The organism is Catellatospora sp. IY07-71 (assembly GCF_018326265.1).
In the GTDB taxonomy this organism is placed as follows: Bacteria; Actinomycetota; Actinomycetes; order Mycobacteriales; family Micromonosporaceae; genus Catellatospora.
The window spans coordinates 6,666,187-6,680,761 of record NZ_AP023360.1 but is presented as its reverse complement, the minus strand read 5'-3'; the positions used below and the strand labels follow the sequence as shown (position 1 = coordinate 6,680,761).

The following is a 14,575-nucleotide window of genomic DNA, read 5'->3' as shown; positions in this document are numbered from 1 at the left end:
GATCGCGGCCACTGTTTAGCCCTGGCTAAATTGTGGTCATGGCATTGCGGATCTCGCTGGCAGGGCTGGAGCTGGCCCGGGTGCGATTCGCCGTCTCTCCCGCGTACGAGACGGTCATGGCACTCGCGGCGTTGCAGCGGCCGGGCGTCCACGCCGTACACCTGCCCTGGGTCAGGTGGGCACGACCACGCCTGCCCGACACTCCAGGGCTGCGTCTCCTGCTGGACCTGACCGGCGACGACAGAGCCAAGCCCGCCTTCCTCATCCCGCCGCCGGACACCCGCCTGCCCGCGCTGGCCGACGAGTTACGCCGGATCAAGGCCATCAGCCCTTCGCGGGTACGCGAGGAACTGGCCACGCTGACGGTGAGCACGTCCCGGACACGCCGTCTGGCCGACCACCCGTCAGCAGGTCTGCGCGAGCTGGCCGAGGCGCTCGCCTGCTGCCACCGCGAACTCATCGCTCCGCACTGGACCCGGATGGAACGGCTGCTGGAGGCCGACATCGCCCACCGGGCCGGGTTGCTCGCCGCCGGGGGCCTGGAGCGGCTGTTCACCGATCTACATGACGAAGTGGTCTTCGACGGCGGCGAACTGGTGGTGCACCGCACCCGCCCGCCGCTGGTCGCCGAAGCCGTCAGCCTGCACGGCAACGGGCTGATCCTGTGTCCCAGCGTCTTCTGCTGGCCGCGGGTCACCGCCGCGACGCGCCCGATCGCCGCAGGCACGCTCCGCTACCCTTCGCGGGGGGTGGCGACCCTGTGGGAGCGGCCCGCACCGGTCGCCGACGCCCTGGCCACGTTGCTGGGCCGCACCCGGGCGCAGATCCTGATCGGTCTCGCTCAGCCCGCAACGACCGCGGACCTGGCCGGCCGACTGGACGTGACGGCCGGTGCGGTGTCACAACATCTGGGCGTGCTGCGCGCGTGCGGGCTGGTGAGCACGCACCGAGACGGCCGCACGGTGCTGCACCTGCGGACCGATCGCGGCGACCGCCTGCTGGGCTGATGCCTGAGCACCGGCCCGGCGGGCACCACCCCAGCGGACGGCCTTCACCGCCGCTCGCCTGGTGGCGGCCGGCATGAGGCTGCTCACCGCTGCCGGAAGGGCGCCAGGGTGGCGCGGATCTGGTCGCCCGCGCCCCAGTCGTCGTCGAACTGGGCCAGGACGGCAAGGTGCTGGCGAAGCTGGATGATCGGCATACGGCTCCGCCAATCGCTGTCGAGTGAGGTGAGCTCGGCATAGGTCGCGAAGAAGCGGTGCGCTTCGGGCGGTGGCGAAGTCGTCCACACATGGGCCAGATCCACTTCGGCCCACATGTAGGACACCGCCGGATCGATCAGCGCGGGCCGCTCGTCCGCAGTGGCCAGGATGTTCTGCGCCCAGAGGTCGCCGTGCGTCAGGCAGGCCGGGCGGTCCGGCAGCAGGTCAGGCAGCCGGTGGCACAGCCGTTCCAGCGCCGCCCGGTCTGCCCGGTCGAGCGCGGCGTCGATCCGGGGCTGCCCGAGCCACCGGAGCAGCCGGTGCTCGGCGAAGAAGGCGAAGCCGTCGTCGTTCCAGGCGTTGACCTGGCGGCGGCGGCCGAGCCAGTTGTCGCGGTGCCAGCCGAAGCGATGGTGGACGGTACCCGTGTGCAGGCGAGCGAGCACGTGCGCGAACTGCTCCCAGAAGGTCTCGCTGTCCGGCCGGGGCCGCAGCACCGACAGCACGAGCAGGTCCCGGTCCGCAAGGAGCACCTCGGGCGTCGCCACGCCGCCGATGTCGCGCAGGGCGGCCAGTCCTTCGGCCTCCGCGACGAAGACATCGTCGGGCGGGGGTTCGGCGAGAGCCTTGACGAACACGGGCGGTGCCTCCCGGCGGGTGGCGATGCCCGCGAGCGCGGCCTGCCCGCCCGTGGCCGGCTCGACGGTGACGACGTCGTGCATGCGGCTGCGGAGGAGGTTCTCCAGCAGCGCCGGCGAGTGCGTCACGACTGGCGCCTCCTTGCTGTTGGCACCGAAACTTTCGGTGGCCCCTGTGGCGGTGTGTCGATCACTGTAGACCATGGTGTCGTCGTGATCGCTTCGTGTGCCAGCGGCCGTGACGTAGTGGACGTGTTGGGGTGGCAGCTTCCACGCATCCGGTGGAGTCACGGTAGCCGCGGATCGCCGAAAACTTCCGGAAGTTGTTGACAGGTCTGGTTAGACGGTCCAATACTGCGAGCATCGATGATTGTCGACGATCGGCGGCCCTCGGCCGTGGCCATGACCTGGCCCCCGGGCCGCCGGCCGGATCACCCCATCCGCCACCGTCGCGCTGCGCTGTCGGTGAACGCCGCCCGCCCCGGCGGCCCCGACAGCATCGAATCGAGCCCCCCCCCGGGCAGCCCCGCCCGCCGGCTGCCCTTCACGAAGGATGCACTCGCGTGAACGATCACCCGTCCCACCCCATGCTCCGCAGGCGCAGCCGGGTCAACGCGCTCATCGGCGGCCTGTGCGCCGTCGCGCTGGCGGCCGCCTCGATCATCGTGTCCGGCACGGCCCACGCCGAGGCTGATCGGACCATCACCTCGAACTCCACCGGCTGGCACAACGGCTTCTTCTACTCGTACTGGAAGGACAGCGGCAACGTCACCATGACCCTGGGCGCCGCGGGCCGCTACAGCGTGCAGTGGAGCGGCATCAACAACACCGTCGTCGGCAAGGGCTGGAACCCCGGTTCCAGCCACACGGTCAACTACTCCGGCAGCTTCAGCCCCAACGGCAACGGCTACCTGGCCCTGTACGGGTGGACGACCAACCCGCTCATCGAGTACTACGTCGTGGAGGACTTCGGCAGCTACAACCCGAGCACGGGCGCGACCAGGCTCGGTTCGGTCACCACCGACGGCAGCACCTACGACATCTACCGCACGTTGCGCGTCAACCAGCCGTCGATCATCGGCAACGCCACGTTCTACCAGTACTGGAGCGTGCGCCAGCAGCACCGCACCAGCGGCACCATCACCACCGCCAACCACTTCAACGCCTGGGCCGGCCTGGGTCTCAACCTGGGCACGCACAACTACCAGATCATGGCGACCGAGGGCTACCAGAGCAGCGGAAGCTCCACCATCACCGTCAGCGAGGGCAACACGCCGACCAGCCCCAGCGCACCTGCCAGCGCCAGCCCGCGGCCGAGCCCGTCGAGCTCGCCGGGCGGCAGCGGAGGATGCCGGGTGACCAACGCGCTCAATGCGTGGAACAACGGGCTGACCGACAACATCACCATCACCAACACCGGCTCAACCGCCATCAACGGCTGGTCGCTGCGGTTCACCCTCGCCTCCGGACAGAACATCACCTCCGGCTGGAGCGCCACCTTCGCCCCGACCAGCGGTCAGGTGACCGCGACCAACGTGGGTTACAACGCCGCCATCCCGCCGGGCGGATCCACCACCATCGGGTTCCAGGCGACCCACACCGGCAACAGCTCCGCGCCCACCGGGTTCTCCCTCAACGGCACTGCCTGCAGCTGAACCCCGCAGACGCTGCTGCCGTTCCACCGTGTAGCGGCTCCCGGCCGGCGGTCGCTCCGCCGGCCGGGAGCCGTTTGCGAAGTCCTGGCGAGAGTCCTTCGAAGGCTGTCACGTGGCCACGGCGGGCGCCGACCGGTGCCCCGGCCGGCCCCGCCGTACCATCGGGCGCGGCTGCCGCCAGCACGTCCATGGTCCGCCTCCGCTCAGCGGCCGGTCCGGTCGGCTTCGCCCGGGTGCCAGGTCAGCCTCACTTTCAGGTGGCAGGACGTCTCACTCTTGGTGATCACCGCTCCGGCCTGCATGGCGAGATCGACCCCGAACTCCACGTCGACGCCGGCCGGTCCCGCCTGCCGCAGTTGCTCCAGTATCGCTCTGGCCGCGTCGGTCACCGGCACCAGCGCGGCCTGCAGGCTCACCGGCAGCTCGCGGATCGCGTCGCCCACCCGGCCTGCCTTCACCGGCCCGTCCGTCGCGTCCGGCGCCTCGACCAGGATCGATCCGCCGCCTTCCAGCTGGATCTGAGCCACGCTCGCCATGGGCATCCTCCGCTCGTGACACGTACGCCGTGGCCCGATCCGCTTCGACCGCCGAAGCGGATCGGAGCTGGTGCCTCACCGTGGAATGCGGTGAGGCACCATTCGGGACGAGTGATCAGAACGGGGCGGTCTGGTATGCGTCGCCGTCCTTGAGGTCCGTATGGGCCCGCATTCTCACCTGGTCACTCGGGTCCGTCCGCAGGGCGTCGGTGTAGTTGCGCCCTCCGGCCGTGATGGTGCGCTTGCCGAAGGCCTTCCAGTGAGCGCCGCCGTCCGTGGTGCGCTCGATCCAGATGACATCGCCGGGCTTCGGCTCGGTCAGGCGCGTCCACACGTGCTGCACGCCATTGATGTTTCCCACTCGAAGCTCGAGCGTGCGGCCTTCGACCACCGCCGACTCGACGTTCTTCTTGTCCGTTGCGGGAGTAGGGTCGACCATCTGGTCCTGGCGCGTGGTGACAGACATGGTTCCTCCTCAGGAGGCTGTGTCTGAACAGGATTGCCGGATACCGGTCTCCGGACGTCGATTTGCGGAGGAGTGGCAGCAGGCGAGCCAGGGTGTGACATCGGACCGCTTTGCCCATGATCCTCATGGCGGATCCGTTTCGACCGCCGGATCCTGGGGCCGTTTCGGGGAGCGATCGCCACTGGCTATGGCTTCGGGTCAACTCCGCGTACCGTGGGCATCGCCTTCTGGCTGAAGCATGCCCCTCACCTGCTGTCTTCCGGGTGATCAGCCCGCTGACCCGGCTTCAACTTTAGCAGCTCAGGCCGCGTTTCCGGGATAGTCGGTGCGCTTTTTGCGTCTACCCGGGAACAAGCACAGTGGAACGACCGCGCGTGGCGTGGTCACCTTCTCCGACCGCCCGGGCGGACAAGCCGGCCGAGCCTGCGGCGCAACCCGTGGAGTCCGGCCGCGCCGCCCAGTGACAGCAGCCCGAGGAGGATCACGGCGGTGCCCGCCGCGGCCGCCGCGGTATGGGGACCGGGCGCCTGAGCTGTCCGGCACCACGACACCAAGCCGGCGACCGCGGCACCTACCGCCAGCAGGCCGCCGACTGCCCGGGTCCACCGTGGCGCGCGGCCGGAGGCGGCGCTGGTGAGCAGGAGGAGCGTGCCGGCGCCGGCGAGCAGGACCGCGAGGAAGCCGATGAGGACTCCCGCGGCGGCGGCCAGGGCGCCGCGCATGGTCGTGCCGGTGGCCGTGCTGACGACGGCGACGGCGAGCAGCGCCAGGACAGTGGCCGTGGCGAGAGCGATCGCGTGCGCCTTCAGGTCGAGCAGGCGCGGCACCGCCGGTTCGGGCAGGACCGCGTGCCTGGACGCCAGCCGTGACCAGGCATTGGCTCGTACGGGGTGGGTCAGCCAGCGCAGCAGCTGAACGGTACCCGGCTTGTCCGCCGGGAAACACGGATCGACGGCGACCCGCAGCCAGCGCGCGGAGGCGGAGGTGTCGCCGGTGGCGGACGCGGCCACCTGGATCAGCCGCTGGCCCAGGTCGAACAGGTTCTGACCGCCACGCTCATCGTCGATCATAGCCTTGTGCAGCCGGTCGGCGTCCACACCGCGCATGGCCCTCATCCGCTGGGCGTAATCGTCGGGGTCGGAGCCTTCGGCAGCGAGCACGGCGGCCTGGGTTGCCTTGATCCACTCGGGTGACGCGTCCAGTGCCGCGCCCAGATGCGCCACCGCGTCCAGTCTGCCGCAGAGCCAGTCCCAGTCCCGCCACTGCGCGAGGCCGAACGCCGCGAAATGGCCCACCTGGGTGCCGTACAGCTTCAGCGCGCCCAGGCGCCCGGCCAGCTCCCCCGCTTCGTCGTGGCTGAGCACGGGCACCTCCACGTCGGGCCCCAGCCGCAGTAGCCTGAACGGGGCGGGCCGAGCGCCGGCCACCCTTGCGTTGAGACTGCAGGCCAGGACCTCGACCGTGAGCACGCATCCGAGCACGTCCTGCGGCGTCAGGCCGTACACCGAGGCGACCCGCTGAGCTGCCGCGGTGACCACCCGCCCCAGCACCTCGGGGATGCGAAGTCTCGTCAGCTGGGTGTTGACGGCGACCGCGACGGCTGCCGCACCGCTGTGCGGCGGTGGTATCAGCCCGGCGAGCGTGCGCTCGAGTTCGTCGCGGACCGCCAGCACCCGCCGCAGCTGCTCGTCGACGTCCGCCACCGCGGTCCGCAGTCGGGCTGTGTGGTCGCCGTCGAGATCCGTGCGGAGTTTGGACAGCATCAGCCGTAGTGCGCGGTGCGCCGCGGTGACACCCCACTGCCACGGCCGTGTGGTCGCCGGGTCGCCGAGGGGAAGATGTCCCTGGCTTTCCGGCGGGATCCAGCGCGGAGAGGTGGCCAGCACCGCCTCCACCTCCGCCGCGCCCAACCCGGGCGCCGCCGTCAGCGCCGTGCTGGGCCCCGGCCGGGCCAGGCTCTGCGCCTCGCAGACGCCCCCGGCGGCGCGGCCTCGGCGGTAGACCGGCACCAGGCGGCGGGCCAGGTGCGCGAACTCCCGCCGCTCCGCCGGGCTCGACATCAGTGTCGTGAACAGCGCCTGGGCGTCCTCCCAGGCGGCGTTCGAGGCCACCATCAGCTCCGTGATGCCGTCGACGTCCAGGCGGAAGTCTGCCTCCCTGGGAAAGCTCATGGTGGAGCCGATGACCTGCCGGAGCGTGGGCTCCGCACCGAGAGCGGGATCCCCGGCCGATTCGCTGCCGTTGGACGGCACCACGTAGACGATGAGCCGATCGGCAGGGGAGTCCAGCGGCTGGTAGGCGACGGCCCTGAGCACGGGCGCGAACGGCGAGTTGTCCAGGATCCCGCCGTCCAGCAGCGGCCCGGCGCCGCCCAGGTGCGGCGTTCCCGGTGCCTGCTGTGCGCACAGTCCCGGCGTGAGGGGCACGGGCGCGAACGCCACCGGGAACGACGCCGAAGCGCGCGCGGCGCGGGCCAGCTGCGCGGCATTGCCGAGGGCGAAGTCGTTGCGCTCCGACAGCCGGAAACAGCCGTCGAGCCCGTCGTCCAGGTCGGCCGCGGCGGCGGGCGGGACGTACTCGATCCGCCGCGGCGCGTGTTCGAACTGGTACAGCCTTCGGTGGTCGGCGACGGTGAACGGCCGGCCGTAGGAGTCGACGTAGCTGCGCTCGCTGCGGCCCATGCAGGTGGCGGTGATGAACAGGGTGACCGGCTGCCCTTCGGCCCCGTCTGCGTCGACCTGGGTGAGCGCGGAGGCGATGGTCTCGGAGAAGTAGTCACCGTCGAGCACCGATCGCGGGCCGGGGCCAGCGGGCAGGAGCTTGCCCCGCTCCAGGCACGCCCGCTCGGTCCACACCTCCCGCAGCCAGCGTCGCGACCTGGCGGATGTCGCTTCGAAGCTGACCGGGTCCAGGGTCGCGCCACGGGCGACGGCGGCGGCCAGGAGGGTGCCGTTGATGCCTCCGGCGCTGGTGCCCGCGATGACATCGACGACCACGCGGCGGTGCGCGCCGTCCTCCGGATGGCACAGCAGCCACCACTGCTGCGCGGCCGCGTCGTCGGCCACCCCGGACCGCTCCTGCGCCGAGGCCCGCCGCAGCAGGTCGATCTCGTAGGCCACGCCCGCCATCCATACGGCCAGGCTCACTCCACCGTTGAGGACCAGCGCCAGGCGCAGCTCCCGTTCCGGTTCCGCACCGACCATGAGATCAGCATAGGAGAGTGATATTGCCTGCGTACGGCGTCTGAGTCGCGGTGTCGAGCGAGGACGGTCAGTCGGCGGGCACGGCGGCGAAGTTCGCTCCGCCTGGTTTTCCGTGGCGTCCGGCAGATCAGTGAGATATCCCGTATACGTATAAAGCAGATGAATTGCGCATAATAGAAGGATCGCGTCTTGGTTACGAGGTACCTCCATCCCGTGATCGGCGTCGCGCGGGTCGGTGACAGCCGCATCCGCGTACCCCGCGACGGCGACCGCACCGGAGCCACGTGCGGGGGAGCGGCATGAGGCCCAAAGTCTTCATGGACAGCGACCGGGACGTCGCCGGCTACCACCGAGCCTCGTCATGGTGGCAGCGCACGAGCGCGTACGTGGCCGAACTCCAGGCCCAGCTCAACACCATCAAGTCGCGCGGGCTCACCCCCGCGCAGCAGCAGATCGCCGATAAGGCGGACACCCATCTGCGGGCCGCCAGGGACGCGGCGAACAAGAGAAGACTGCTCTGGCCGGACCTCGCCGGCTCCGACATCGACCGGGCGTTCGCCAACATCCACCGAGCCGAGATCAAAATCTTGCGCCTGACGCCTACCGAGGAGCTCGCCGAGCTGGGACCGTTCCTGATCGAGACCGGCCGGCAGCACCTGAAGCCCACGGACCAGCGCCTCAGGGCGCTCGAGGAGCGGCTCGGCGGCAACGGCTACAAAGTCACCGAGGACATGCGGGAACTGGCCGTGTCGGTGCTGCTGGCCTCCCAGGTGGCGGAGGAGCAGGAACGTGCGCAGGCACGCAGCTTCCGCAACATCCTGCTGGCGTCGATCCTGGTCACGTCGGCCATCGCCGTCCTGTTCATCGTGTGGGCATTCAAGGACCCCATGCCGATAGCCTCGAAGCTCTGCTTCACCCCCCAGGACGACCAGCTCGTGTGCCCGATCGGAGCCGCGCCCAGCGGCAGGGACGTCCTGCTCGTGGAGGCCTTCGGGGCCGGGGCGGCCGCGCTGGCCGCCGCCGTGTCGCTGCGCGGGATCCAGGGCACGTCGACGCCGTACTGGGTGCCGCTCATGCTCGTACTGCTCCGGCTGCCGGTCGGTGCGCTGGCCGCGCTCATGGGCCTGGTGCTCATCCACGGCGGATTCGTGCCCGGCCTGTCGAATCTGGACAGCTCCGCGCAGATCGTCGCCTGGGCCATCATCTTCGGCGTGGCGCAGGAGAGTGTCACGCGGCTGGTCGACATCCAGGGCAAGAAGGTTCTCGACAACGTACGCGGACCCGAGCGCGACGGCGAGGTGAGCCTCATCCGGGACGAGTCCCCGCCGGCATGACGGCGGATTCTAGGGGTCGTTGCAACACGTGGTTGGTTGTCTAGGCCGCGAGCAGTGTACGCAGGCGCTCGGCTGGGGTTTCCCAGCCGAGCGTTTTGCGTGGTCGGCCGTTGAGTTCGACGGCGACGGCGTCGAGGTGGTCACGGCTGTGGACGGATAGATCGGTTCCCTTGGGGAAGTACTGCCGCAGCAGGCCGTTGGTGTTCTCGTTCGAGCCGCGCTGCCATGGGCTGCCCGGATCGCAGAAGTAGACCGGAATGTCGGTGGCCACGCTGAAGGCGTGGTGGGCGGCCATTTCGGATCCCTGGTCCCAGGTGAGGGAGCGGACCAGGTGGGCCGGTAGGGCTTGCACTGTCGCCTGGAGGGCGTCGCGCATGTGTTCGGCGCTGCGGCCGGTGGGCAGGTGGACGAGCATGACGTAGCGGGTGGAGCGTTCGACGAGCGTTCCGATGGCCGAACCGCCGTCCTTGCCGATGATCAGATCGCCTTCCCAATGGCCGGGCACGGCACGGTCCTCGACCTCGGCCGGCCGCTCGCTGATCATGACCATGGGGTGCGTGAACCGTGGCTGGCGGCTGGCCGCCTGCCGGTGCGGCTTGCGACGGGCACGGCCGGTGCGCAGCGCACGGGTGAGTTCGCGGCGTAGCTCGCCTCGGCCCTGAACGTAGAGGGCCTGGTAGATCGTCTCGTGGACCACGTGCATCTCCGGCCGCGCGGGGAATCGTCTGCGCAGAGCCTGACAGATCTGTTCCGGGCTCCACCGTTTGTCCAGGTGATCCTGGATGAAGTCCCGCAGGGCGGCATTCTCTCCGATCTTGCCGGGCTTGGGGCGTGGTCGGCGGCCGTCGGCCCGGGCCTGAGCGGCATACGGTCGGTACTGGCCGTTACCCGGATGCCGATTACGGCGGATCTCCCGGCTGATGGTGGACGGGCTGCGGCCGAGCTCTGCGGCTATCGCCCGCACCGAGGCCTTGTCCCGCAGCCGGTCGGCGATGTGGAGACGATCAGCCTCCTGCAGATACCTCGACGACGCTCCGGGCGCCCGCTCTGCCTGAGCGGGCGCCCGGAGCCGGTTGGGGGCCATCCGGCCGTTGCGCCACTCGCGTCCGGTCCGTTCATGAACACCGACGCGTCGGGACGCCTCCCTGTTGCCATAGCCCTGCTGCACGAGCCGGAAGTATTCCTCCCGTTCAGCACGCAGCTTCTTCGGCCCCTGCGCCGTACGGTCAGTACGGATCTTGAAGTCCATCGCACCCCTTGAACTGGGGTGTTGCGACAACCACCAGAACTCAAGGACGTGCCGGCGGGGACTCGGGCCGATACGGCGCGGGACGTCCGTCACCGGACCGTCACCACGTAGGCCTCCGGGAAGAACGCCGCCTGGATGTATTCGGGCGATGCGTAGGCGAAGCCCTGGTCGCCCCAGCCGGTGCCCCAGCTGTTGCGCAGGATGATCCGGCCGTCACTGCGGTAGCCCACGGCGCACACGGCGTGCCCGCCGCCCGCGCTGCCCACGTCGAACTCGTCCAGCTCGCCGCCGGTCTGCGTGGCGTCGCGCCACGTCTTGTCGACGACCAGCCCCACCAGGACCGGCTGATCCTGCGCGATTGCCACCTTCCAGCGCTCGACGTCGAGGCCGACGTTGAAGTACGACGTCGCGCGCAGCTGCGCGGCCGCGGCCCAGAACGCGTTCTCCGGCCCGGCGTAGAGGCTGTCCTCGAGTGCGAAGGGCAGCAGGTCGGTCGTGACCACGCCGTGCTTGCGGCACAGGTCGACCGCCGCCTTGAGCGAGGTGCCCGAACGCTCGATGAAGGACTCCGGCCGGGTCGTGAACTCGTCGGTCTCCTTCGATCCCATCCAGACGTACCGCGGCGAGATGTGCTGGTCCTTGCGCATCAGGCCGGCTTTCACCAGGTGGTAGCGCATCAGCCCGTCGCCGGTGGCCCAGCCCACGCAGGATCCCGTGCCGCCCTGGTCGCCGATCTCCCACCACGGCGCACGCAGATCGACGCTGCTGGGCAGGGGCACGGCTGTCAGGGCGCCGACCGCCATCGCGTCCGCCAGCGTCCAGTCGGTGGTGATCCCCCTGGACGGGACGAGGTTGCAGATGCGCTCGGCGACGGCGACGGCGTGGTTGGCGCTTTCGGCGTTCTTCTTCGTCGTGCGTGGCATGTGTCCTCCTCGGTGCGTCGGAACATTGAGGTCGATGCGCGCAGCATGGGTGCGCCGCCGGTGCGGTCGCGTACACCGACCGCTGCGGGAAGGGCTTCATCGGCGCGCTGACGAGTACGCGGTGCCGTGGTGGCCGCACGTGACCGGCACCGCGATCGCGTGCGGAGTGCAGCCCGAAGCCACCTCGGAGAGCGCGAAGCCGGAGGTCGTAGAGTTGATGAATCGCCGTGGCGGGGACCGGTCGGCCTGTGCGCCGCGACGGACGGGTTCAGGGTGATGTGATGCGCATCGACTGCTATGCAGCGGCCGGCTGCCCGGCGCGGACCTAATCCGAGAAGACTGCCTCGCCCATGGGAGCTCCACCTGTTCGCTTGCTGAACCCTGAGAGCCGAGCCGCACCTCGACTCCACCAGGAAAAGCGTATCGGACTAGCGTCGGAGCGAAGCCGCAAACCGAAATCCGCAGCTACGAGCGCCGGAGCGCGGCCGTCGGACATGGACTGCACGCGGAATGGGACGAACGCCGTCGATCGGCCCAGCCGAGTCGCCGCATTTCGCGGGTTCGGCCACCGGGGCGACCGGATGTGTCATAACGTGACAGAACCACGCAGGGAACTCTGCAAGCCCTGCGACGTCCGAGGATCAACATGACGAACCTGGCTGAGTCGTCCTTCGGCAACGGCGACGTCCTTCTGTGGATGTTCGAGTTCTTCCTGCTCGTTATCTGGTTCTGGCTGCTCATCACGGTTTTCGCGGACCTCTTCCGCGATCATGAGGCGTCGGGCTGGGTCAAGGCGCTGTGGATCATCCTGGTCATCGTGCTGCCGTACCTGGGCGTCCTGCTCTACCTCATCGTGCGCGGCCGCGGCATGGCCGAACGCGCCCTGAAGCAGCAGCAGGCCATGAGGCAGCAGATGGACGCACAGATCCGCGCCGTGGCCGGCACCGGCTCGTCTCCCGCCGATCAGATCGCGAAGGCCAAGGAACTGCTCGACACCGGCGCGATCACACAGGCCGAGTTCGAGACGCTCAAGATCAAGGCGCTGTCGTCCTGAGCGCGTTCCCGACCGGCCGGGTGACAGAGCGGCCGATCAGGTCCGGATCCGGTGAACTGCGCCGCCGCGCTCGGAATCGAAGGCTCTCCAGGCTGTTGACGACCGTCACGTTGACCGCGGTCGTCCCGTGTTCTAGCAGCTCCTCGCCTCCATCTGCGACAACCACGGAGGAAGCTGGCGGGGATCGCTCTGCGGCCGCGGGTGGGGCGTGCCGGGGCGGGTGTCCTAATCGGGTCTCATCAGAAGAATGGTCGTATTACCCTCATTGTGGCATTGATTGGGGGATGGGACATGCGCCGCTTCCAGAGCGAATCGATCATGAAAGACGAGCGTCTGGTATCCGAGATCGCCGAGCTGCTGCCCGAGATGGAGAGCCAGCTGTCCGGTCTGCCCGACGGACATGTACGACGTGACGTCAGCCTGCTCGCCGAGACACGGGATCCGGTCACCGCCGAGCGGGCCGTGCGTGAGGCCCTGAGCCGTGAGTCCCGGGTGGAGGCCATCGTCCAGCGACTCGGCCGGCCCACCCTGCTCGTCCGCAACGACACGTTCGAACTGCCGCAGGCGAAGATCTGGCGCTCGCGGCTGTATCCCGCCAAGTCGCGCCTCGACGCGGCCATCCGCTCGGTCGGGCGGCTGGAGGTGACCGGCCTGTCGGTGCCGTACGCGGGAACCGCCTGGATGATCGCGCCCGGCATAGCCGTGACCAACCGGCACGTGGTCGCGGAACTGGTACGGCCGCGTGGCGGCGAGTTCGTGTTCCGGGCGAGCCCGATCGGGCTGCCCCTGGCCGCGCGGCTGGACTTCAAGGAGGAGTACGCGGGGGTGCGGCCGTTCGAGGTGCGGGTCAAGCGCGTGCTCTACGTGGCCGATCAGGGCGCCGACGCCCCGGACCTGGCGTTCATCGAGCTGGAGGCGCCCAAGGGCCGCCGGCTGCCGCCGCCGCTGCCGCTCTATGAGGGCGAGCCGCAGCCGGGCCAGGTGGTGGCGGTCATCGGTTATCCGGCGGAGGATCCGCGCAACAGCCTGCTGGACCAGACCCGGCTGTTCGGCGGGATCTACGACGTCAAGCGCCTGGCGCCGGGCGAGGTGATGGGCAAGGTGGACCGTAAGGTCTTCACGCATGACTGCACGACGCTCGGGGGCAGCTCCGGATCTGTGGTGATCGATGTCGAGACCGGTGGCGCGCTAGGCCTGCACTTCGCCGGCGAATACCTGGACGCCAACTACGCGGTGACCGTATCCGAACTCCGCCGCCATCTGCAGAAGCTGGACGGTACGGCGAAACGGGCCGTGAAGCCGCAGTCGGTCAGCCTCGCCCAGACGATCAAGCCCGAGCCGGAGGCGCGGGTGTCGGCGGCGTCCCTGCAGGACCGCGCGGGCTTCGACGAGACGTTCCTGGGCACCGCGGCCAACCTGAAGACGCCGCTGCCGGAGCTGTCCGGGCCGCTGGCCGAGGCCGCCGCCGTCGTGGACGCCGACGCCCGCGGCTCCGCCCGGCACCTGCTCAAGTACCAGCACTTCACCATCGCGATGCACACCGTGCGTAAGTTTGCGATCTTCACTGCCTCGAACATCGACGGTTCACTCAGCCGCCTGCTGAAGCGGGGGCAGGACCGCTGGAGCTTCGACCCGCGGTTGGACGCCTCGCTACAGGTCGGCAACGCCCTCTACGCGGGCAACGACCTCGACCGGGGGCATCTGGTCCGCCGCCTGGACCCCGCCTGGGGGAGCCTGGAGGACGCGAAGCGCGCCGAGAAGGACACGTTCTTCTTCACCAACGCCACGCCGCAGCACATCGAGTTCAACCAGCACCTGTGGCTGGAACTGGAGGACTACCTGCTCGGGCACGCCGACACGCTCGACTTCCGCGCGTGCGTGTACACCGGCCCGGTGTTCAGCGAGGAGGACCCCGAGTATCGCGGTGTGCGGCTGCCCCGGGCGTTCTGGAAGGTCGCCGTCATGGTGCACGCCGAGACCGGCAAGCTGACCGCCACCGCCTACACCGTGAGCCAAGCCGACCTGATCACCGACATCGAGTTCGTGTTCGGCCAGTTCAAGACGTATCAGGTCCCGATCGCGCAGATCGAGGAGCTGACCGGGCTGCGGTTCGGCAAGCTCAAGAACGCCGATCCGCTCGCCGGCAGGGAGGCGGCGCCGGGCGCGATGCCGCTGCACGAGCTGAGGCGGCTGGAAGACATCCGGCTGGTGTGAAAAGGCAGGGCCACACCGACGGCGGCCGGACCGGCCGCCGTCGGTGCCTTCCGGTGGCATCGCGGCGGTCAGCCGGCGCCTGGGCGTCATCGACGTCTTCA

At 69.6% G+C, this 14,575-nt stretch carries 11 protein-coding genes; 5 read left to right on the top strand and 6 right to left on the bottom strand.

Annotation, left to right across the window (positions count from 1 at the left end):
* The first annotated feature begins 38 nt into the window (after nucleotides 1-38).
* Nucleotides 39-1,007, top strand: a complete 969-nt coding sequence (locus CS0771_RS29630; RefSeq protein ID WP_212844063.1) for a DUF5937 family protein — start codon at nucleotides 39-41, stop codon at nucleotides 1,005-1,007.
* Between the two features lie 83 nt (nucleotides 1,008-1,090).
* On the opposite strand, the gene CS0771_RS29625 is transcribed toward CS0771_RS29630, so the two are convergent.
* Nucleotides 1,091-1,969 (bottom strand): fructosamine kinase family protein, encoded by an 879-nt coding sequence (locus CS0771_RS29625; protein WP_244871108.1) that lies wholly within the window; start codon nucleotides 1,967-1,969, stop codon nucleotides 1,091-1,093.
* Between the two features lie 434 nt (nucleotides 1,970-2,403).
* Here CS0771_RS29625 and CS0771_RS29620 point away from each other — a divergent pair, with 434 nt between their 5' ends.
* Complete coding sequence (locus CS0771_RS29620) at nucleotides 2,404-3,495, top strand: glycoside hydrolase family 11 protein (protein ID WP_371821504.1); 1,092 nt, start codon at nucleotides 2,404-2,406, stop codon at nucleotides 3,493-3,495.
* Between the two features lie 203 nt (nucleotides 3,496-3,698).
* Here the strand turns inward: CS0771_RS29620 and CS0771_RS29615 are convergent, their stop codons facing one another.
* The 3 genes from CS0771_RS29615 to CS0771_RS29605 all read right to left on the bottom strand — a co-directional run bounded on the left by CS0771_RS29615 (nucleotide 3,699) and on the right by CS0771_RS29605 (nucleotide 7,700).
* Nucleotides 3,699-4,031, bottom strand: coding sequence for a CU044_2847 family protein (locus tag CS0771_RS29615; protein WP_212844062.1), 333 nt, complete (start codon nucleotides 4,029-4,031; stop codon nucleotides 3,699-3,701).
* A gap of 115 nt (nucleotides 4,032-4,146) precedes the next feature.
* Nucleotides 4,147-4,497 (bottom strand): hypothetical protein, encoded by a 351-nt coding sequence (locus tag CS0771_RS29610; RefSeq protein ID WP_212844061.1) that lies wholly within the window; start codon nucleotides 4,495-4,497, stop codon nucleotides 4,147-4,149.
* A gap of 383 nt (nucleotides 4,498-4,880) precedes the next feature.
* Nucleotides 4,881-7,700 carry a DUF3376 domain-containing protein gene (locus tag CS0771_RS29605; protein ID WP_212844060.1) on the bottom strand — a complete coding sequence of 940 codons (2,820 nt, stop codon included), beginning with the start codon at nucleotides 7,698-7,700 and terminating at the stop codon, nucleotides 4,881-4,883.
* 299 nt (nucleotides 7,701-7,999) lie between these two features.
* Here CS0771_RS29605 and CS0771_RS29600 point away from each other — a divergent pair, with 299 nt between their 5' ends.
* Nucleotides 8,000-9,034: a hypothetical protein gene (locus tag CS0771_RS29600; RefSeq protein WP_212844059.1), complete on the top strand. Its 1,035-nt coding sequence runs from the start codon at nucleotides 8,000-8,002 to the stop codon at nucleotides 9,032-9,034.
* A 40-nt stretch (nucleotides 9,035-9,074) separates the two neighbouring features.
* On the opposite strand, the gene CS0771_RS29595 is transcribed toward CS0771_RS29600, so the two are convergent.
* Together CS0771_RS29595 and CS0771_RS29590 are read right to left on the bottom strand one after the other, a co-directional pair.
* Nucleotides 9,075-10,118 carry an IS30 family transposase gene (locus CS0771_RS29595; protein ID WP_244871286.1) on the bottom strand — a complete coding sequence of 348 codons (1,044 nt, stop codon included), beginning with the start codon at nucleotides 10,116-10,118 and terminating at the stop codon, nucleotides 9,075-9,077.
* Between the two features lie 254 nt (nucleotides 10,119-10,372).
* A complete protein-coding gene (locus CS0771_RS29590) occupies nucleotides 10,373-11,206 on the bottom strand; it encodes a C1 family peptidase (protein WP_212844058.1) in 834 nt (277 codons plus the stop codon).
* Between the two features lie 646 nt (nucleotides 11,207-11,852).
* Between CS0771_RS29590 and CS0771_RS29585 the strand changes: the two genes are divergently transcribed.
* Nucleotides 11,853-12,260, top strand: coding sequence for an SHOCT domain-containing protein (locus tag CS0771_RS29585; protein WP_212844057.1), 408 nt, complete (start codon nucleotides 11,853-11,855; stop codon nucleotides 12,258-12,260).
* A 318-nt stretch (nucleotides 12,261-12,578) separates the two neighbouring features.
* On the top strand, nucleotides 12,579-14,474 hold the full coding sequence (locus tag CS0771_RS29580) for a DNA/RNA non-specific endonuclease (RefSeq protein ID WP_212844056.1): 1,896 nt from the start codon (nucleotides 12,579-12,581) through the stop codon (nucleotides 14,472-14,474).
* Nucleotides 14,475-14,575 lie beyond the last annotated feature (101 nt).